Genomic DNA, 19,901 nt, shown 5'->3' with positions numbered 1-19,901 from the left:
TGGAAGAACCCCTCCAGAGCGCGCGCAGCCCGCATGGCGAAATCCTCCGATCTGGCAAAAATCTGGTTCAGCGCCCGCAACTGGAAGCCGTTCGCCTTTCAGAAACAGGTCTGGGCGGCGGTCAAAAACGGCCAATCCGGTCTGCTCCACGCCAGCACCGGTGCCGGCAAAACCTATGCGGTGTGGTTTGCCGCGCTCAATCGCTTCGCCAAACCCGCCGCTGTTGTTGAAAGCCCACGCAAGCGCAAACCACCGGCCGAACCACTGACCGTGCTGTGGATCACCCCCATGCGCGCCCTCGCCGCCGACACTGCGCGCGCCCTGCAAACACCGGTCGATGACCTGCAGATCCCATGGAGCATCGGCCTGCGCACCGGCGATACCAGCAGCAGCGAACGCGCCCGGCAGAGCCGGCGCCTGCCGACCACGCTGATCACCACCCCGGAAAGCCTGACCTTACTGCTCGCTCGTGCCGATGCGCAGGTGGCGCTGGCGAGTCTGCGCATGATCGTCGTCGATGAATGGCACGAACTGCTCGGTAACAAGCGCGGCGTGCAACTGCAACTGGCCCTCGCACGCCTGCGGCATTGGCAACCCGAACTGATCGTCTGGGGGGTGTCCGCCACTCTCGGTAATCAATCCCACGCCGAACAAGTGCTGATCCCACAGGGCGGCGGCATCAGCATTCAGGGGCAAAACGAAAAAGCGCTGAAGGTCGACACCCTCCTCCCACCGGCGATTGAACGTTTTCCGTGGGCCGGACACATCGGCCTGAAGATGCTGCCGCAAGTGGTCACCGAACTGGAGGCCTGCGCCAGCAGCTTGGTTTTCACCAATACCCGAGCGCAATCGGAAATCTGGTATCAGGCATTGCTGGAGGCGCGACCCGATTGGGCCGGGTTGATCGCTTTGCATCACAGTTCACTGTCTCGCGAGACTCGCGACTGGGTCGAACAGGCCTTGAAAGACGGGCACCTCAAAGCCGTGGTCTGCACCTCGAGCCTGGATCTGGGCGTGGATTTCCTGCCAGTCGAGCGCGTGCTGCAAATCGGCTCGGCCAAAGGCGTCGCGCGCCTGATGCAACGCGCCGGTCGTTCAGGCCACGCGCCGGGACGCACCTCGCGAGTAACGCTGGTGCCGACTCACAGCCTTGAGCTGATCGAAGCCGCTGCCGCCCGTGATGCCGTCGAACAACGGCGTATCGAACCACGCCAGTCACCGCACAAACCGCTGGATGTGCTGGTCCAGCATTTGGTCAGCATGGCCCTTGGCGGTGGATTTTTACCCGATGAGCTGTACGAAGAAGTCCGTGGCGCCTGGGCTTATCGTGACCTGACAGCTGCTGACTGGGCCTGGGCGCTGGCTTTCGTACGCCATGGCGGGATGTCTCTGACAGCCTATCCGGATTACCGCCGGGTCGAGCCAGACGAGCACGGCGTCTGGCGGGTGCCGGATGCGCGATTGGCGCGGCGCCATCGCATGAGCATCGGCACCATCGTCAGTGACGCGAGCATCCATCTGAAATTCTGGAGCAAGGGCGGCGGTGGCAAACAGTTGGGCAGTGTCGAGGAAGGTTTCATCGCACGGCTTAAACCGGGTGACGGTTTTCTCTTCGCCGGGCGTTTACTGGAGTTGGTGCGAGTGGAAAACATGACCGCTTACGTCAAACGCAGCACCGCAAAAAAAGCCGCCGTGCCGCGCTGGAATGGCGGGCGCATGCCGCTTTCCAATGAGCTCGCCGCCGCTGTCGTCAGTCGTTTCAGCGCGGCCGCGCAGGGTGAGTTTGTCGGGCCGGAAATGCACGCACTGCGGCCGTTACTGGAAACGCAGATGCGCTGGTCTGGACTGCCCACCACCGAAAACCTGTTGGCCGAGGTGCTGAAGTCCCGCGAAGGCTGGCACCTTTTCCTCTATCCCTTTGCCGGGCGCCAGGTGCATCTGGGACTGGCGAGCCTGTTGGCATGGCGCGTCAGTCAACGGCAGCCCGTGACGTTTTCCATCGCGGTGAACGATTACGGCCTGGAATTGCTCAGCGCCACGCCGATCGACTGGGCCGAGTATTTGAATGCCGATCTCTTCAATGCCGATGATTTATTAGCGGACGTTCTGGCCAGTCTGAACGCAGGCGAACTGGCCTTGCGCCGTTTTCGCGAGATCGCGCGGATTGCCGGGCTGGTCTTCGCCGGCTACCCCGGCGCACCGAAAAGCACCCGACAGGTGCAGGCGTCCAGCGGACTGTTTTTTGAAGTGTTCAAACAATACGACGCAGATAATCTGTTGCTGGCCCAGGCCGGGGAAGAAGTCCTGCGAGAAGAACTGGATATTCGTCGCTTGGAACAGACATTGGAGCGGATCAACGGGATGAAACTGGACGTGCATCAGGTTAAACGTCCTACACCACTGGGCTTCCCGCTGCTGGTGGAGCGCATGCGCGAAAGCATGAGTTCGGAAAAACTCGCTGATCGCATCAGGCGAATGGTTGGTGATCTGGAGAACAGCGCCGACAAGGATAAATCCTCATGAGTTCAGGCTACCCGGTACGCCTGGCCGGCGAAGAACTATGGCTTTTGCCGGAAAAAGCCCTGTACTGGCCCGCGCAACAGGTCCTGCTGATTGCCGATGTGCATTTCGGCAAAGCGGCGGCTTACCGCAGTCTGGGTCAACCGGTTCCGCACGGCACCACGGCGAGCAATATCGCAGTGATTGATCAATTGCTGGCGAAGCTGCCCTGCCGGTTATTGATCTTTCTCGGTGACTTCCTCCACGGGCCCGGCTCTCATGCGCCAGGCACGCTGGACGCGCTGGCACAATGGCGCGCGCGCCACGCTGATCTGCCGATGACACTGATTCGCGGCAATCATGACAAACGCGCCGGTGATCCACCTGAATCGCTGAATATCCGGGTGGTGCCGGAACCGCTGCTGCTCGGGCCATTCGCCTTGCAGCACGAGCCTGATCCGCACCCTGAAAGGCACGTGCTGGCGGGTCACGTACACCCGGTCTATCGGCTGCGCGGCAAGGGTCGGCAAAGCTTGCGCCTGGCGTGTTTCAGGCTCGGCGAACGCCTCAGCCTGCTACCGGCATTCGGCGCCTTCACCGGCGGCTATGCGGTCGAGCGCGAAGAGAGTTGCAGGATTTTCGTCATCGGCGATAACGAAATATGGCCAGTCAGTTGAAGTCTTTGCAGACCTCATCTGACTGGCCATTGGTTGTCAATGCAGATCAGGCAACCGGTGCCGGTGGCGGCTCGTCCGGAAGCGTCGGTTCGCCAGGCTCGCTTGGTTGCTCGTTGGGGGTATCGGGATTGGGCTGTCCGGGAATTCCGCCGGCCATGCTCAGTGGCGGATGCGCCAACAAGGACCAGGCCAATACGCCAATCTGATTGGGCTCGAGCCTTGCCAGTTCGGCAGTGATTTGCGGATCGATCTTCATAGGGCACTCCTCGGCGAAGGCCCGTTTTGCCGAAAGCAAAAACGGGCAGTACACCCCATAGAGTGTCTGCCCGCCAAAGAATTCCCGCGATCTGTCGGATGGACCGATCAGGTGCGCGGCAAGGTCACGCCACGCTGGCCCTGGTACTTGCCACCGCGATCCTTGTAGGACACTTCACATTCCTCGTCGGATTCGAGGAACAGCATCTGTGCCACGCCTTCGTTGGCGTAGATTTTCGCCGGCAGGTTGGTGGTGTTGGAGAATTCCAGGGTCACGTGGCCTTCCCACTCAGGCTCAAGCGGGGTGACGTTAACGATGATGCCGCAACGCGCGTAGGTGCTTTTACCCAGGCAGATGGTCAGCACATTGCGCGGAATGCGGAAATATTCGACGGTGCTGGCCAGGGCGAAGGAGTTCGGCGGAATGATGCAAACATCGCTGTGGACGTCGACGAAGCTGCCCGGATCGAAGTTTTTCGGGTCGACGATGGACGAGTTGATGTTGGTGAACACCTTGAAGTGATTGGTGCAGCGCACGTCGTAGCCGTAGCTCGATACACCGTAGGAGATCACTCGGCTGTCATCGCTGCCGCGCATCTGGCGCTCGACGAACGGCTCGATCATGCCCTGTTCCTGCGCCATGCGGCGAATCCACTTGTCCGATTTGATGCTCATGGCGGGGTGTCCTGAATAGCGAGGTGGAAAAATTCTGTCCGGCATCTTACCGGGCGCGCCGCCGGGTTCAAAGTGCGCGGTGCAATTCTCGCCGAACACCCATGAAATACGGGCTTTGGCGACGAACCGTCACACCGCCGATCCCGAAAACAGAGAAACCTTCGCAAGAAGCATTGGCACTTCTCGGAAACTGGGTTAAGGTGGCGTCACTGTGTTGCTTGTGTCACTGAGAATCTCTACACGATATGTTGAATTTCGATCCAACCATCTACAAGAATTTTTCCTGCTCTTTGCACTCAGTCTCGGCCAGGGTTCTTCCTGAGTCGCAGTTATCTTTGTTCAAGGAGTTACACCATGTCTAATCGCCAAACCGGTACCGTTAAGTGGTTCAACGATGAAAAAGGCTTCGGCTTCATCACTCCACAATCCGGTGACGACCTGTTCGTTCACTTCAAAGCTATCCAATCCGACGGCTTCAAAAGCCTGAAAGAAGGCCAACAGGTTTCTTTCATCGCTACCCGCGGTCAGAAAGGCATGCAAGCTGAAGAAGTACAAGTTATCTAACTTGTAGCTTCTTTAGAAAAGAGCCCCGCCCTTAAAAGCGGGGCTTTTTTGTGGGCGCCTGTTTTGTACAGGCAAAAAAAATCGCAGCCTGCCAGGGCTGCGATTTTTTGTGGGTGCCTTACCAGGCCACGCCAAACCCGGCGGTATAACGGGTCTTGTTCAGATCGGCATCGTTGGTGCCGCTGATGATGTCGCGTTCAGCCTTGAGGTTGAGCGACGCCCAGTCGGTGACCTTGTAGCGCAGCCCCAATTCAGCATCCAGCGCGTAATCGGCAACACCCGACAGCGGCTTGCCCACTTCACCGTTGGTGAAGAACTCGACTTTCTTGCCGATCAGGTAACGGTTGTAATCCCACTTCATCGCGACGGAATAGAAATTGTCTTTGCTACCATCGCGATACTCGTAGTCGGTGCGGTTAAGCAGCGAGCCCAGCGAGAACGCGCCCAACTCGTCGTCCCAGAACTGGTAGCCAGGACCGGTACCGACCACACGCTGGCGTGCCAGCTCTTCGATGTGATCGCGCTTGTAGTTCAGACGGCCTTGCCAAAACCATTTATCGGTCAGGAAGCGGTCGAGTGCGTATTCGGCGCGCCAGTTGTCGGTGGTGGTCTCGTCGTCCTGCACTTCGCGGTTGTATTCACCCTCGGCGGTATGACGCCAGCGCCCATGCCGTGCTGTGGTCTTGAAGCCGACATCGTAGTCATCAGTGTCTTTCTCGGCGCGTTGATAATCCAGCGCCAGGTCGACATTGCCCTTCCACACCAGATCCTCGACCACCGGTTTCGGTTTGAGAATCTGCTGAATGCTCGCCAGCTCAACGGTTTTCGGCGCCTCACCGTTGGCCAGGGTGACCTTGCCATCTTCGGCAGCCGTCAGCGACTTGGACACTTCACCGCTGTAGGCATCCTGTTTGACCAGCAAGTGCTGATCACTGTCCAGCGTCTTGACCTCTTTCCAGTCAATGGTGACCGCACCGGCGTATTTGGTCTGGATCAACAGCTTGCCGCCATCGAACACGGTGATGGTGCCGCTCAACTTGTCACCGTTCTTCAACCAGACGGTGTCGGCAAGCAGGGGCGTGGACGCACTGAAAACAGCAAGGCACAGCAGGGATCTGGACAACATAAGCAAATCGAAGGCTCAAGTTTGCGAAAAAAGGTCGGCATTATCCGTAGGAATAAGACCCTGACAAGGACTGACCGGACTATTTCCGATGAGTTCATTTCTCAATTGCGCGATCACCGATTACTCTGAAAGCCATCAAACTGTTCATGCTCAGGAACCGCGCACGTGAAAGACCCGCTCGACAGCGTTGAAAACGATGCGCAAATCCGACGCACGGCGCTCTACTCGACGCTCGCCCAAGTGCCCGAAGGCAAAGTCGTCAGTTATGGTCAGTTAGCTGAACTGGCCGGGCTGGGGCGCGCCGCCCGCTGGGTCGGCCGCACCTTGAGTCAGTTACCCAGCGATACAAAGCTGCCCTGGCACCGTGTGCTGGGCGCCGGCGGTCGGATCAGCCTGCCGGTGGGCACCCCGTCCGGCGATGAACAACGGGCTCGATTGCGCATGGAAGGCATCACCGTCCTGAACAATCGTGTGGATATTCAGCGCCATGGCTGGCGTCCGGTAGAGCACAGCGGTTAGAGTGCGCGCTTTGTTTCCGCAATCTTGAGGCAGACTTCAGCCCATGCCCCGTAAAACCTGGCGCGCCGCGCTAGCCGCTTATGCCAGTCCTTCGACGCTCGTGCTGTTGTTGCTCGGTTTCGCCGCCGGCCTGCCGTACATGCTGGTGTTCTCTACGCTATCCGTCTGGCTGCGTGAAGCCGGTGTCGCCCGTGAAACCATTGGCTACGCCAGCCTGATCGGCTTGGCCTATGCGTTCAAATGGGTCTGGTCACCACTGCTCGACCAATGGCGCCTGCCTTTGCTGGGCAAACTTGGCCGTCGCCGTTCGTGGCTGGTGCTCTCACAAGCCCTGGTCATCCTCGGCTTGATCGGCATGGGTTTCTGCGACCCGCAAAAGCACCTGTCCTGGTTGATCGCCATTGCGGTTGTCGTCGCCTTCGCCTCCGCCACCCAAGACATCGCGGTCGACGCCTATCGCCTGGAAATCGCCGAAGACAACCGCCAGGCCGCCCTCGCCGCCAGCTATATGTCCGGGTATCGCGTGGCTGCACTGCTGGCCACCGCTGGCGCGCTGTTCTTCGCTGAGGGCTTCGGCTCCACTGGCTTCAACTATCAGCATTCGGCCTGGGCCGGCACCTACGCGCTGTTCGGTGCCTTGATGATTCCCGCGCTGCTGACCACGCTGTTCATGCGCGAGCCACCGGTGCCGCTACGCACTCAGTTGCAGGCCGGGCGTTACACCTTCATGCACCAACTGATGTCGGTGTTTGTGCTGATCGTGTTGCTGGTCTCGGTACCGGCGATGTTCACCCAGCTCTACAACACTGATTTCGCCAGCGTACTGTTCGGCGGCATGAGCCCGCTCGACCTGCTGCTTGAAGACCGCGCGTTTCTGCGCGCCATTCTGTATACGCTGCTGACCGGTCTGTGCCTGTCGACCATGGGCCGTCGCGGCCTCGCCCCGGTGCTGACGCCGGTCAACGACTTCATTCTGCGCTATCGCTGGCAGGCACTGCTGTTGCTCGGCCTGATCGCCACTTATCGAATGTCGGACACGGTGATGGGCGTCATGGCCAACGTGTTCTACATCGACCAGGGTTTTACCAAGGATCAGATTGCCAGTGTCAGCAAGATCTTCGGCCTGATCATGACGCTGGTCGGCGCCGGCATGGGCGGCCTGCTGATCGTGCGCTTCGGCATTCTGCCGATCCTGTTCATCGGCGGCGCGGCCTCGGCAGCCACCAACCTGCTGTTCGTCATGCTCGCCGACATGGGCCCGAACCTGCAGATGCTGGTGGTGACCATATCCCTCGACAACTTCAGTTCCGGCCTGGCGACGTCGGCGTTCGTTGCCTACCTGTCGAGCCTGACCAACCTGAAGTTCTCGGCCACGCAATACGCGCTGCTCAGCTCGATCATGCTGCTGTTGCCGCGCCTGATGGGCGGCTATTCCGGGGTTCTGGTGGAGAAGTTCGGTTACCACAGTTTCTTCCTGATCACCGCCCTGCTCGGTGTGCCGACTCTGCTGTTGATCGCCCTGCACTGGTTCCAGGAGAGCCGCCGCCAAGGCCCGACGCCAACGCCCGAGCCTGTGCCGACACCGGTCGCAGAAGAATCGTAAGACGTTTCGGCAACGGCGGGAGGAATCCCGCCGTCGTGCCTCCCTACTGACCTCACGCCTGTACGTCGGCAAAACTCGCCGGTACACTGCGGAGTCATTTCCAGTCATAGCAACCGACAACGGCCAACCATGCGCACCAGTCAATTTTTGCTCGCCACACAGAAAGAAACGCCTTCCGACGCGGTCGTGATCAGCCACCAGCTGATGCTGCGCGCCGGCATGATCCGCAAGCTCGCCTCCGGCCTGTACACCTGGCTGCCCATGGGCCTGCGAGTCATGCGCAAGGTTGAAGCCATCGTTCGCGAAGAGATGAACGCTGCAGGTTCTCTGGAAGTGTTGATGCCGAGCACCCAACCGGCCGAGCTGTGGCAGGAATCGGGGCGCTGGGAAGAGTACGGCCCTGAGCTGCTGCGCATCAAAGACCGCCACGGTCGCGACTTCTGCGCGGGCCCGACCCATGAAGAAGTGATCACCGATCTGATGCGCAACGAGTTGAGCAGCTACAAACAGCTGCCGATCAACCTGTACCAGATCCAGACCAAATTCCGTGACGAAATCCGCCCACGCTTCGGCTTGATGCGTGGCCGTGAATTCATCATGAAAGATGCTTACTCGTTCCACGCTGATCAGGCATCGCTGCAGGTCACCTATGACCGCATGCACCAAGCGTACTGCAACGTGTTTACCCGCTTGGGCCTGAAATTCCGTCCGGTTGAAGCCGACAACGGTTCGATCGGTGGCGCCGGTTCGCACGAATTCCACGTACTGGCCGAGTCCGGCGAAGACGACATCGTCTTCAGCAACGGTTCCGACTACGCGGCGAACATCGAAAAAGCCGAAGCGGTGCCACGCGAAACTTCGCGCCCTGCTCCGACCGAAGAGCTGCGCCTGGTCGATACGCCAGACACCAAAACCATCGCGGCGCTGGTGGAAAAATTCAATCTGCCGATTGAAAAGACCATCAAGACCCTGATCGTGCGCGCCGAAGAAGAAGGCAAGCTGATCGCGCTGGTCATCCGCGGCGACCACGAACTCAACGAAATCAAGGCTGCCCAGCAACCTGGCGTGGCCAGCCCGCTGGTCATGGCCACCGATGCCGAACTGCGTGACGCCATTGGCGCCGGCGCCGGTTCGCTCGGCCCGCTGAACCTGCCGCTGCCAATCATCATCGACCGTTCGGTCGAGCTGATGAGCGACTTCGGTATCGGCGCGAACATCGACGACAAGCACTACTTCGGCGTGAACTGGGAGCGCGACCTGCCGGTTCCGACCGTCGCTGACCTGCGTAACGTAGTCGCCGGTGACCCAAGCCCGGACGGCAAAGGCACGCTGGAAATCAAGCGCGGCATCGAAGTCGGGCACATCTTCCAGCTGGGCAACAAGTACAGCAAGGCGATGAAGTGCGAAGTGCTGGGCGAGAACGGTAAGCCAGTCACCCTGGAAATGGGTTGCTACGGCATCGGCGTATCTCGCGTGGTGGCTGCGGCCATTGAGCAGAACAACGACGCCAACGGCATCATCTGGAGCGACACCTTGGCGCCGTTCCAGATCGCTCTGGTGCCGCTGCGCTATGAAACCGAGCAGGTGCGCGAAGCCACCGACAAGCTGTACGCCGAACTGACAGCTGCCGGCTTCGAAGTGCTGCTGGACGATCGCGACAAGAAAACCAGCCCGGGCATCAAGTTCGCGGACATGGAGCTGATCGGCATTCCACACCGGATCGTGGTCAGCGACCGCGGCCTCGCCGAAGGCAACCTGGAATACAAGAGCCGTACCGAGCCGGAAGCGCAAGCGCTGCCGGTCGCCGATGTGGTGTCCTTCCTTCAGGCCCGTATCCGCCGCTGAAACCAGATAGAGACGTCATGTTCAAGCGAAACACCTTAGGCCTCGGTGGCACCGCCCTGTGCGGTGCCCTGCTGGTCAGCGGCTGTGCCAATCACATGTCACAACGCAGCGAGCACGAAGAGCGGGTCGAGCGAAAATTGCTCGACCACAGCCTGCAGATCGATGTCGGTGAGCCTAAGGAGCTTGAGCTGCCGCAGCGACGCGTAAAGATCAACGAGCAGAAGACCTTCGAAGTCACCGAGTTCGAAGTGACGCGTCGCTACGATCGCTACACGCCTTACCAGCCTTGGCGGGAGATCTATGAGATTCCGCTGGGCGCGGTAGCCGTGGTGGGCGGCATCGGCGCCAACGTAGTCAATGTGTTCGCCCTCGGCAACTTGCCGGACAGCGTCACCAAGGACTGGCTGAGCTATGGTTTTGCCGGGCTCAACCCGTTCATGAACGCGCAGTCCAACGGTCGTGCGCAACAGAACCTGGCCGGCATCGATGAAGTCCAGCGCGACAAGCGTACGGAGTATTCGAGCCTGCCGTGGAGCGAACGTCCGGTGCAGGTCAAGGCTGGCAAACAGACCTTCGACATGACCACTGATCGTAACGGTGTGCTGCGCCTGAACCTGCTCGACAGTCCGTTTGCCGAAAATGACCTCAATCATGTCGGCAAACTGCAGATCAGCGTCGAAGACGCCAAGGATGACGTTCACTCTGACTCATCGCTGATGATCAGCAGTCATCTGCGCGGCAAGTTGCTGGAAGCGCACGGGCTGATTTATGACGACCTGGAAGACGACGAAGTGAGCCAGTGGGTGCACCGGGTCAAACGTCTGTCGGAACTGGGTCTGGAAGAAGAAGCCAGCGAGCTGGAACAAAGCCTGATCGAATTGACGCGCAATGATCCTGAGTTGCAGACCGAGTTTCTCAAGTCGCTGACCAAGGATGCCGGGCGTCTGGTGGCGGATCCGGGACCGAATTAAAGCCAATCGCGAGCAGGCTCACTCCTACATTGGAACGCATTTCAATGTGGGAGCGAGCCTGCTCGCGAAGAGGCCCTGACAAACACCGCAAATCTACCGCTCAAACAACTCCATCTGCTCAAACCCTCCGCGTAAATCCTCCAGCCTTACCCCAACCCCCAACAACCGCACCGGTTTCCCGCCGCGATTAAACGCCTGCGTCAGCATCAACTGATAACTGCCCAGATCCCGCCCTGCCCCGGCCTGCTCCAGTGTGGTCTGGGTGAAATCATGAAACTTCACTTTGACGAACGGCTTGCCCGGCCGATAACTGCTGTCGATCCGCGCCATACGGGTTTTCAGGGTTTCGAGCAGTTCGGGCAATTTATCCAGGCAACTGCGCAGATCCGGCAGATCAACGTCGTAGGTATTTTCCACACTGATCGACTGACGCCGGCTGTCGTTATGCACCAACCGATCATCGATCCCACGGGCCAGACTCCACAGTCGCTCGCCAAAACTGCCGAACTCGCGCACCAGCGCCAGCTTGTCCCACTCGCGCAAGTGCTGGCAGTCGACGATCCCCAGCTTGCCGAGCTTGTCGGCGGTGACCTTGCCGACGCCGTGCAACTTGCTCACCGGCAAACCGCTGACAAACTCCTCCACCTGATCCGGCGTAATAACGAACAAGCCGTTCGGCTTTTTCCAGTCACTGGCGATTTTTGCCAGAAACTTGTTCGGCGCCACGCCCGCAGACACGGTGATGTGCAATTGATTGGAGACCCGCCGGCGAATGTCTTGGGCAATGCGTGTGGCACTGCCGCCGAAATGCGCGCTATCGGAAACATCCAGATAAGCCTCATCCAGCGACAGCGGTTCAATCAGGTCGGTGTAATCGCTGAAGATCGTGTGTATTTCTTTCGACGCTTCGCGATAGGCGTCCATGCGCGGCTTGACGATGGTCAGGTCCGGGCACAGCTTCAAAGCATGTCCCGAAGCCATCGCCGAACGCACGCCATAGGCCCGCGCTTCGTAATTGCAGGTGGCGATCACCCCGCGCCGGTCCGCCGAGCCACCCACCGCCAACGGCTTGCCGGCCAGACGCGGGTCATCGCGCATCTCGATAGCGGCGTAGAAGCAATCACAGTCGATGTGGATGATTTTTCGCTGAGTCATGTCAGAAAAGGAAACGTGGCGAGCCGGATCGGCAGTATCTCACTGACACCTGTATATAGCACCAGTGGTATGAATGTTCTTTCTAGGCGGTAGGAAATGTCCTTTGAATTTATTTTATCAATCGACGAGCGACCTCCAATAGAGCTGAAAGCCTTGCCCCACCTGCCCTGCAGCGTCAAAAACACCCGAGAAAAAACGCTAACCGATTGAACCTCAACAGATTTTATCCAGATTGCGGGTTGACACCCCGGCGTTCCTCTGTAGAATGCCGACACACAGACGCGGGATGGAGCAGTCTGGTAGCTCGTCGGGCTCATAACCCGAAGGTCGTCGGTTCAAATCCGGCTCCCGCAACCAAACATCAAAAAAGGCTACTCGAAAGAGTGGCCTTTTTTGTGCGCGTCTGTTTTGTCGATTTCCGCTTCTTATAAAGAAGCGATCGCCAAACAGGAATTCTTTGCATTTCCGAAACTTAACGCACCACCTGCGACCGTTTGACGCGAATGCACACTTATTTGACCCTTTACGGGATTAGCGGTTGACACCTCGCCGTTCGCCTGTAGAATGCCGCCACACAGACGCGGGATGGAGCAGTCTGGTAGCTCGTCGGGCTCATAACCCGAAGGTCGTCGGTTCAAATCCGGCTCCCGCAACCAAACATCAAAAAAGGCTACTCGAAAGAGTGGCCTTTTTTGTATCTGTTGAAAAAGTCCTTTCGCAACAATGATCTGTCACTGTGCAGTGAACCGCTTGGGATCTTCAGAAGTCCTCACTTGCGACTATGCTTGAGTCGCAGGCAAGGCCTCTGCAATCCAGGAACTGCCCTCGCCGATACCCGGTGAGAGGCGTAGTATTTTGTGATTATTTTTTTCTACAGGGATTGGTAACTTGGCTGGATACCTCCATCCTGTCGCGCACAATCCAAGAGGTGATTGATGCGCGCCAACTCGTCTGATCCACAAGACACCGTCACAGCGGAACACCCGATCAAACCCGAGCGCCTGCGCTTGCTGGATCGGTTGAGCAAATACCGTCAGCCCATCGGGCTGGGGGTCACCTTGCTGTTGTTCGCCATTGCGCTGATTGCCTGTCGTCATCTGCTCGCCGAACTCGATCTCGATGCGCTGCACGACTCGATTCTTGACGTGCCGAAACCCGCCCTGCTCGGCGCCTTCGGTGCGACCGTGGTCGGCTTCATTATTCTGCTTGGCTATGAATGGTCGGCCAGTCGCTATGCCGGCGTGACCTTGCCGCCGCGCACATTGGCGCTGGGCGGCTTCACCGCGTTTGCGATTGGTAATGCGATCGGTCTGTCGCTGCTGTCCGGTGGCTCGGTTCGCTACCGTTTATATGCACGACTGGGTCTGGGGGCGTCGGAAGTCGCGCACATGACCTTGTTCGCCAGCCTGTCGCTGGGTTGCGCCTTGCCGCCGCTGGCTGCACTGGCAACGCTGAGCGACCTGCCTGCTGCCTCTCAAGCCCTGGGTTTGTCCGAAGGTCTGCTCGGCACGGTTGCCGCTGTTGTGCTGGCGCTTGGCGCAGTACTGGCTGTTGGCATCTACCGTCGGCGCCTGCCGGAACAACCGTTGCGCGACAACCTGCTGGTCAGGGTTGGCCGGCGCACGCTGCGCCTGCCGGGCCGCCGCCTGACGTTCCTGCAACTGATCATCACCGCGCTCGACGTTGCCGCTGCCGCTACTGTCCTCTATCTATTGCTGCCGGAGGCGCCGCCGTTCGGCGCATTCCTGCTGGTGTACCTGTTGGCATTGGCTGCCGGCGTACTCAGCCATGTGCCCGGCGGTGTCGGTGTGTTCGAAGCGATTCTGCTGGCCGCTTTCGCCGACACGCTAGGTGCCGCACCACTGGCCGCGGCGCTGCTGCTGTATCGCCTGATCTATGTGGTGCTGCCGCTGCTGGTCGCCTGCGTATTCCTGCTGATCAACGAAGGCCAACGCCTGTTTCAAACCCAGACCATGCGCGCGGCGTCCGGCCTGGCGGCACCGATTCTGGCGGTGTTGGTGTTCCTGTCCGGCGTGGTGCTGCTGTTTTCTGGTGCGACGCCCGAGATCGATACACGTCTGGAACACATCGGCTTTCTGATCCCGCATCGTCTGGTCGACGCCTCGCACTTCGGCGCCAGCCTGATCGGCGTGCTCTGTCTGATGCTCGCTCAGGGCCTGCGTCGGCGCTTGTCGGCGGCGTGGATGCTCACCACCATTCTGCTGCTGGTCGGCGCCCTGCTCTCGCTGCTTAAAGGTTTCGACTGGGAAGAAGCGACGCTGATGACCCTCACCGCAGCCTTGCTCGGTGTGTTCCGTCGCTCGTTCTATCGCCCGAGCCGCCTGACCGAACTGCCCTTCTCCCCCCTGTATCTGGTGGCCAGCCTCTGTGTGCTGGGCGCTTCGACGTGGCTGCTGCTGTTCGCCTATCAGGACGTGCCGTACAGCCATCAACTGTGGTGGCAGTTCACCCTCGACGCTGACGCCCCGCGTGGCCTGCGCTCGCTGCTCGGCGCTGCCGTGCTGTTGCTGGTCATCGCGCTGACCTGGCTGCTGCGCACCGCGCGCCCGGTCATTCACCTGCCGACGCCTGACGAGCTCGATCGCGCGGCGAAGATTCTGATGGCGTCGTCGCAACCCGACGGTGGCCTCGCGCTGACCGGTGACAAGGCGCTGCTGTTTCACCAGAACGACGAAGCGTTCCTGATGTACGCACGCCGTGGCCGCAGCCTGGTGGCGCTGTACGACCCGATCGGCCCCGGCCAGCAGCGCGCCGAGATGATCTGGCAGTTCCGCGACCTTTGTGACATTCACCACGCCCGCCCGGTGTTCTATCAGGTGCGCGCGGAGAACCTGCCGTACTACATGGACATCGGCCTGACCGCGATCAAACTCGGCGAAGAAGCCCGGGTCGATCTGCTTCGCTTTGACCTGGAAGCCAAGGGCAAAGAGATGAAGGACCTGCGTTACACCTGGAACCGTGGCACCCGCGACGGCTTGTCGCTGGAAATCCACGAACCGGGCCAAGCGCCGATGGACGAATTGAAAGTGATTTCCGATGCGTGGCTGACCGGCAAGAACGTGCGTGAGAAAGGCTTCTCCCTCGGCCGCTTCAGCGACGATTACCTGAAGCATTTCCGCATCGCGGTGATTCGCTTCGAAGGTCGCCCGGTGGCATTCGCCAACCTGCTCGAGACTTACAGCCATGACCTGGCCAGTCTCGACCTGATGCGCGCGCACCCGGACGCCCCCAAGCTGACCATGGAATTCATGATGGTCGGCCTGATTCAACACTATAAGAGTCACGGATACGCGCGCTTCAGCCTGGGCATGGTGCCGTTGTCGGGGTTGCAACCCCGGCGTGGTGCACCGCTGACCCAGCGTCTGGGCTCGATGGTTTTCCGCCGTGGTGAGCAGCTGTACAACTTCCAAGGCTTGCGCCGCTTCAAAGACAAGTTCCAGCCTGACTGGGAACCCCGTTATATGGCCGTGCCCGCCGGACTCGATCCGCTGGTGGCGCTGGCCGACACTGCTGCCCTGATCGCGGGCGGCTTGACTGGATTGGTGAAACGCTGATGATTCAACGCTCCCTGAAGTACATCCTGGCCGCACTGATCGTGCTGGCCGTGATTGCCGGCGGCGGTTTCTGGTACCTCAAACGCCCGGCACCGGAACCGACCGTCGAACAGCTGACCCCGGCCGACGGCGCCGCCATGACCCGCATCATCCCCGGCACCAAGCCCAAGGCGCAGGTCCTGATAGCGGTCAACGACGACCAGAAACTCAGTGAAAAACAACTGACCACCCTGAGCCGCAGCGCTTCGGCGCAGATCGTTCAGGTGATTCTGCCCAAGGACTGCCTGCTGCAAAGCCGCGCCCTGCAAACCGGTCTGCGCGAACTGAACGGCCCCGCTACCTTGGTCAGCGGCATTGGCCCGGGCGCCGTATTGGCGTGGCGCTGGTTGTCGGAACAGAAAGATGACAAAGCCCAAGCCGTGTCCGTCGACCTGGCGCTGGAAAAACCCGGCTGCACCCACCTGCTGCCGAAATCCGCCGCCCACGGCCACTGGCTGGTGGCGTGGAACGACAACCCGGACGACGCCAGCGCAGGTTTCGTGCGCGATCAACCGAACGCCGAAACCAGCATCAGTGACTACGACATCAACCTGCCGCAAGTGCTGAACAACGAACTGCGCAAGATCCTCGTCGGCGGCGACAAGGCCAACGGCGGTCTGGCGATCCCGGTGGTTGAAGTGCCGGCCGGTCAAGCCAAGGACACCGTGACCCTGTTCCTTTCCGGTGACGGCGGCTGGCGCGATCTCGACCGCGACGTGGCCGGTGAAATGGCCAAGATCGGCTACCCGGTGGTCGGCATCGACACCCTGCGCTACTACTGGCAGCACAAGAGCCCGGAGCAAAGCGCGCTGGACCTGACCGAACTGATGCAGCACTACCGGCAGAAATGGGGCACCAAGCGCTTCATCCTCACCGGTTACTCGTTCGGTGCCGACGTTCTGCCGGCGATCTACAACCGCCTGCCGGAAACCGAGCAGCAGCGTGTAGACGCTATCATCCTGCTGGCCTTCGCCCGCACCGGCAGCTTCGAAATCGAAGTCGAAGGCTGGCTGGGCAATGCCGGCAAAGAAGCCGCCACCGGCCCGGAGATGGCCAAGCTGCCAGCGGCCAAGGTTGTGTGCATCTACGGTGAAGAAGAGACCGATGAAAGTGGCTGCACGGACAAGACTGCAGTCGGCGAAGCAGTGAAACTGCCTGGTGGCCACCACTTCGACGAGAACTACCCGGCGCTGGCCAAGCGCTTGGTGGATTTGATCGAGAAGCGTCAGAGCAAGGACTCGGTCGCCGAAGAGTGATCTGAGCCACGCCCACAAAAAAGCCCCCGCAACTTCACAGTTTCGGGGGCTTTTTACATTCCAGCCGCCACCACAATCGCTGTGGGAGCGAGCTTGCTCGCGAAAGCGGCGGGTCAGTCAACAGATTCGCCGACTGACACTAAGACTTCGCGAGCAAGCTCGCTCCCACAGGGGGATTGCGCTGGATTCAGCAGTTTTGTGCCAAGACTCGCAAATCTCTTGACTCTTCAGGAAGCTAAAAAAACCAAGTGTCCACATTCCATAAAACGTGGACACCTGCTTAATTGGCATTATCGAATCGTCAACTCCACACTCATTCATCTGCCGAACAAATACCCGCAAAGCCGCCAGCAACGTTTAGTTTCGTTTACTTCTGGTCTCGCAATATCAGATGACGCCCACAGACCTTGTAGGCAAACTCCGAAACTCGTGTTTGGACGCTTTGCCGCTCTGTTGCGCTGTTTTTCGACGGGATACTCTCCGGACGTCGCTGACCCATTCAGCGATCGGGCTTGGTAACCCGGTGGAATAAGGCGCAACAGCGCACCCGACACGACTCAGGCGAAATCCCGTCCGAGTCCCTGTGTTATGGCAGCTGTGCGTGGGACGCTTTCGGGCGTGCCGGTTTCCTTGATTCCCCGGTTTACCAACCTGCGCACAGCTGCCACCCATTCGCTTGGTATCGGATGCGGCAGCTCTCGAAATCAAGGGAACTGACCATGAACAATCCACCTGATCTTAAAACCATCGGCTTCACCCCTTTCCTCTACAACTCGGATCAAGCGTTCTTCAACGTCCGCGCCGGCATCCCGATCATCGATGCCTTGTCCCAATCCTCCGACCTGCTATCCCTCGCCAAATCCTTCGCCGAGGATGCAGCCTTCATCAAAGACACCGACCGCCATGCCTGGGCCGCGCATTATCTGACAGTGATGGGCAAAGCCTTGATTGATGATGTGATCCAAGCGCTGATCCCACGACCTGCTCGCACAAAGACCGAATCCGAAGAAGAATTGCCTGAAAGCCACTAACACCACAGAACCCTTGTGGGAGCGAGCTTGCTCGCGAATGCGGTGGATCAGCCACCATATGTCTCGACTGACACTCAGCCTTCGCGAGCAAGCTCGCTCCCACATAGGATTTGCAGTGGATTGGAAGTTTATGTGCGGGCACAAAAAAGCCCCCGGCAGCCTTGAAGCTGACGGGGGCCTTTAATTTGAGGCCTGGCTTACATTTCCACCTGCGTCCCCAATTCAATCACCCGGTTCAACGGCAGATTGAAGAACCGCAAGTTGCCGTTGGCATTCTTCAACATGAACGCAAACAACGCTTCACGCCAACGCGCCATGCCCTCTAGCTTCGAGGCAATCACCGTTTCCCGGCTGAGGAAGTACGTGGTGCGCATCGGGCTGAAGTCCAGATCATCCAGATGACACAGCTTCAGCGCCTGCGGCACGTCCGGCTCATCGGTGAAGCCGAAGTGCAGGATCACCCGGAAGAAGCCCTCCCCGTGCGCTTCCACTTCGAAACGCCGCGATGGCGGTACACGCGGGATGTCTTCGTAGACCACGGTCAGCAACACCACCTGCTCGTGCAGCACCTGGTTGTGCAGCAGGTTGTGCAACAACGCATGCGGTACGGCGTCGGAGCGCGCGGTGAGGAACACCGCAGTGCCCTGCACCCGATGCGGCGGTTGCACGCGGATGCTGCTGATGAAGATCGGCAGCGGCAGCGCGCCTTCGTCGAGACGATCGACCAGCAGTTGTTTACCGCGCTTCCAGGTGGTCATCAGCACGAACAGCGCGATACCGGCGATCACCGGGAATGCGCCGCCCTGAACGATCTTCGGCACGTTGGCGGCGAAGTACAGACCGTCCACCAGCAGGAAGCCGATCAGCACCGGCACCGCAAGGATCGGTGGCCATTTCCACAGCAGCAGCATCACCGCCGACACCAGAATGGTGGTCATCAGCATGGTGCCCGTCACTGCCACGCCATAGGCCGAGGCCAGTGCGCCGGAGGATTCGAAGCCCAGCACCAGCAGCACAACGCCAACCATCAGCGCCCAGTTCACCGCGCCGATGTAAATCTGGCCCTGCTCATCGCTGGAGGTGTGCTGGATGTACATGCGCGGGATGTAACCGAGCTGAATCGCCTGACGCGTCAGGGAGAACGCGCCGGAAATCACCGCTTGCGAAGCGATCACCGTGGCCAGCGTCGACAGTCCGACCAGCGGAATCAGCGCCCAGCTCGGCGCCAGCAGATAGAACGGGTTACGCGCCGCTTCCGGGTTGTCCAGCAGCAAGGCACCCTGGCCGAAGTAGTTCAGCACCAGCGCCGGCAGCACCAGCAGGAACCACGCCCGGGCAATCGGCTTGCGACCAAAGTGGCCCATGTCGGCGTACAGCGCTTCGGCACCGGTCAGGGCCAGCACCACGGCGCCGAGGATCGCCACGCCCATGCCGGTGTGGACCATGAAGAAACGCACGGCCCAGACCGGATTCAGCGCATGCAGCACTTCTGGCGTGTGGCTGATGCCATACACACCGAGGGCGCCGAGGACGAGGAACCAGGTGACCATGATCGGCCCGAACAAGATGCCGATCCGCGCCGTACCGTGACGCTGGATCAGAAACAGTCCGACCAGCACCACCAGCGACAGCGGCACCACCCAATGGTCGATACCCTCAAACGCCAGCCCCAGACCTTCAATCGCCGACAGCACGGAAATCGCCGGGGTGATCATGCTGTCGCCGTAAAACAGCGCCGCACCGATCAGCCCGCACACCACCAGCAACGACCGCAGCTTCTTGCGATGCCCGGCCGCGCGACGGGCCAGTGCGGTGAGCGCCATGATGCCGCCCTCACCCTGGTTGTCGGCGCGTAGCACGAACATCATGTATTTGATCGACACGACCCAGATCAGCGACCAGAAGATCAACGACAGAATGCCCAGCACGCCGTCGTGATTGACCGGTACGCCGTAACCGCCGGAAAACACTTCTTTGAGGGTGTACAACGGGCTGGTGCCGATGTCGCCGTAAACTACCCCGACTGCCGCGACCAGCATGCTCAGCGGCTTGGTTGCCGAACCCTCGGCGCCTGCCGCATGACTACTTGCCTGACCCATCCAACACTCCTA

Annotated in this window: 15 protein-coding genes and 2 tRNA genes; 12 read left to right on the top strand and 5 right to left on the bottom strand. The window is 59.9% G+C overall.

What is annotated here, in order from left to right; all coding sequences use genetic code 11:
* Positions 1–33 precede the first annotated feature (33 nt).
* Positions 34–2,523 (top strand): ligase-associated DNA damage response DEXH box helicase, encoded by a 2,490-nt coding sequence (locus AB4N74_RS00770; protein ID WP_099758170.1) that lies wholly within the window; start codon positions 34–36, stop codon positions 2,521–2,523.
* Positions 2,520–3,176, top strand: a complete 657-nt coding sequence (gene pdeM, locus AB4N74_RS00765; protein ID WP_460097981.1) for a ligase-associated DNA damage response endonuclease PdeM — start codon at positions 2,520–2,522, stop codon at positions 3,174–3,176. Before AB4N74_RS00770 ends, pdeM begins: the two co-directional genes overlap by 4 nt.
* A gap of 46 nt (positions 3,177–3,222) precedes the next feature.
* Here pdeM and AB4N74_RS00760 read toward each other — a convergent pair whose 3' ends face one another.
* Both AB4N74_RS00760 and dcd read right to left on the bottom strand, forming a co-directional pair.
* Complete coding sequence (locus tag AB4N74_RS00760; protein ID WP_093436355.1) at positions 3,223–3,432, bottom strand: hypothetical protein; 210 nt, start codon at positions 3,430–3,432, stop codon at positions 3,223–3,225.
* 107 nt (positions 3,433–3,539) lie between these two features.
* Positions 3,540–4,106 carry a dCTP deaminase gene (gene dcd, locus AB4N74_RS00755; RefSeq protein WP_093436360.1) on the bottom strand — a complete coding sequence of 189 codons (567 nt, stop codon included), beginning with the start codon at positions 4,104–4,106 and terminating at the stop codon, positions 3,540–3,542.
* Between the two features lie 354 nt (positions 4,107–4,460).
* Between dcd and AB4N74_RS00750 the strand changes: the two genes are divergently transcribed.
* Positions 4,461–4,670, top strand: coding sequence for a cold-shock protein (locus AB4N74_RS00750; RefSeq protein ID WP_002554837.1), 210 nt, complete (start codon positions 4,461–4,463; stop codon positions 4,668–4,670).
* A gap of 118 nt (positions 4,671–4,788) precedes the next feature.
* Here the strand turns inward: AB4N74_RS00750 and AB4N74_RS00745 are convergent, their stop codons facing one another.
* Positions 4,789–5,796 carry a DUF481 domain-containing protein gene (locus AB4N74_RS00745; RefSeq protein ID WP_093436364.1) on the bottom strand — a complete coding sequence of 336 codons (1,008 nt, stop codon included), beginning with the start codon at positions 5,794–5,796 and terminating at the stop codon, positions 4,789–4,791.
* Positions 5,797–5,961: 165 nt separating this feature from the next.
* Here AB4N74_RS00745 and AB4N74_RS00740 point away from each other — a divergent pair, with 165 nt between their 5' ends.
* The 4 genes from AB4N74_RS00740 to AB4N74_RS00725 all read left to right on the top strand — a co-directional run bounded on the left by AB4N74_RS00740 (position 5,962) and on the right by AB4N74_RS00725 (position 10,734).
* Complete coding sequence (locus AB4N74_RS00740; protein WP_257357183.1) at positions 5,962–6,315, top strand: MGMT family protein; 354 nt, start codon at positions 5,962–5,964, stop codon at positions 6,313–6,315.
* 43 nt (positions 6,316–6,358) lie between these two features.
* The gene (locus tag AB4N74_RS00735; RefSeq protein WP_093436370.1) at positions 6,359–7,918 is read left to right on the top strand and encodes an AmpG family muropeptide MFS transporter; all 1,560 of its coding nucleotides are present in this window, start codon (positions 6,359–6,361) and stop codon (positions 7,916–7,918) included.
* Positions 7,919–8,047: 129 nt separating this feature from the next.
* Positions 8,048–9,763: a proline--tRNA ligase gene (locus AB4N74_RS00730; RefSeq protein WP_093436373.1), complete on the top strand. Its 1,716-nt coding sequence runs from the start codon at positions 8,048–8,050 to the stop codon at positions 9,761–9,763.
* Positions 9,764–9,780: 17 nt separating this feature from the next.
* A complete protein-coding gene (locus AB4N74_RS00725) occupies positions 9,781–10,734 on the top strand; it encodes a hypothetical protein (protein WP_093436376.1) in 954 nt (317 codons plus the stop codon).
* Between the two features lie 93 nt (positions 10,735–10,827).
* Here the strand turns inward: AB4N74_RS00725 and dinB are convergent, their stop codons facing one another.
* A complete protein-coding gene (gene dinB / locus AB4N74_RS00720) occupies positions 10,828–11,889 on the bottom strand; it encodes a DNA polymerase IV (protein ID WP_095049107.1) in 1,062 nt (353 codons plus the stop codon).
* Between the two features lie 280 nt (positions 11,890–12,169).
* On the opposite strand from dinB, the gene AB4N74_RS00715 reads away from it, so the two are divergent.
* The 5 genes from AB4N74_RS00715 (at position 12,170) to AB4N74_RS00695 (ending at position 17,790) form a co-directional block, all read left to right on the top strand.
* Positions 12,170–12,246 (top strand) — tRNA-Met (locus AB4N74_RS00715).
* 222 nt (positions 12,247–12,468) lie between these two features.
* A tRNA-Met gene (locus tag AB4N74_RS00710) sits at positions 12,469–12,545 on the top strand.
* A gap of 279 nt (positions 12,546–12,824) precedes the next feature.
* A complete protein-coding gene (gene mprF / locus AB4N74_RS00705) occupies positions 12,825–15,464 on the top strand; it encodes a bifunctional lysylphosphatidylglycerol flippase/synthetase MprF (protein WP_099758168.1) in 2,640 nt (879 codons plus the stop codon).
* A complete protein-coding gene (locus AB4N74_RS00700) occupies positions 15,464–16,759 on the top strand; it encodes a virulence factor family protein (protein WP_460097980.1) in 1,296 nt (431 codons plus the stop codon). Before mprF ends, AB4N74_RS00700 begins: the two co-directional genes overlap by 1 nt.
* Positions 16,760–17,478: 719 nt before the next feature.
* A complete protein-coding gene (locus AB4N74_RS00695) occupies positions 17,479–17,790 on the top strand; it encodes a DUF3077 domain-containing protein (RefSeq protein WP_257357179.1) in 312 nt (103 codons plus the stop codon).
* A 197-nt stretch (positions 17,791–17,987) separates the two neighbouring features.
* Here AB4N74_RS00695 and AB4N74_RS00690 read toward each other — a convergent pair whose 3' ends face one another.
* Positions 17,988–19,829 (bottom strand): potassium transporter Kup, encoded by a 1,842-nt coding sequence (locus tag AB4N74_RS00690; RefSeq protein WP_371748304.1) that lies wholly within the window; start codon positions 19,827–19,829, stop codon positions 17,988–17,990.
* Between the last annotated feature and the right edge of the window lie 72 nt (positions 19,830–19,901).

This window comes from Pseudomonas sp. H3_C08, from assembly GCF_054669455.1.
Note: the sequence above shows the minus strand (reverse complement) of the source record. Positions and strands in the feature narration are given on the sequence as shown.

Coding starts and splice junctions, on each gene's coding strand:
- AB4N74_RS00745 (WP_093436364.1), bottom strand. CDS start 5,796: ATGTTGTCCAGATCCCTGCTGTGCCTTGCTGTTTTCAGTGCGTCCACG.
- AB4N74_RS00695 (WP_257357179.1), top strand. CDS start 17,479: ATGAACAATCCACCTGATCTTAAAACCATCGGCTTCACCCCTTTCCTC.
- AB4N74_RS00690 (WP_371748304.1), bottom strand. CDS start 19,829: ATGCTGGTCGCGGCAGTCGGGGTAGTTTACGGCGACATCGGCACCAGC.
- AB4N74_RS00760 (WP_093436355.1), bottom strand. CDS start 3,432: ATGAAGATCGATCCGCAAATCACTGCCGAACTGGCAAGGCTCGAGCCC.
- AB4N74_RS00770 (WP_099758170.1), top strand. CDS start 34: ATGGCGAAATCCTCCGATCTGGCAAAAATCTGGTTCAGCGCCCGCAAC.
- AB4N74_RS00730 (WP_093436373.1), top strand. CDS start 8,048: ATGCGCACCAGTCAATTTTTGCTCGCCACACAGAAAGAAACGCCTTCC.
- mprF (WP_099758168.1), top strand. CDS start 12,825: ATGCGCGCCAACTCGTCTGATCCACAAGACACCGTCACAGCGGAACAC.
- AB4N74_RS00725 (WP_093436376.1), top strand. CDS start 9,781: ATGTTCAAGCGAAACACCTTAGGCCTCGGTGGCACCGCCCTGTGCGGT.
- AB4N74_RS00735 (WP_093436370.1), top strand. CDS start 6,359: ATGCCCCGTAAAACCTGGCGCGCCGCGCTAGCCGCTTATGCCAGTCCT.
- dcd (WP_093436360.1), bottom strand. CDS start 4,106: ATGAGCATCAAATCGGACAAGTGGATTCGCCGCATGGCGCAGGAACAG.
- dinB (WP_095049107.1), bottom strand. CDS start 11,889: ATGACTCAGCGAAAAATCATCCACATCGACTGTGATTGCTTCTACGCC.
- AB4N74_RS00750 (WP_002554837.1), top strand. CDS start 4,461: ATGTCTAATCGCCAAACCGGTACCGTTAAGTGGTTCAACGATGAAAAA.
- AB4N74_RS00700 (WP_460097980.1), top strand. CDS start 15,464: ATGATTCAACGCTCCCTGAAGTACATCCTGGCCGCACTGATCGTGCTG.
- pdeM (WP_460097981.1), top strand. CDS start 2,520: ATGAGTTCAGGCTACCCGGTACGCCTGGCCGGCGAAGAACTATGGCTT.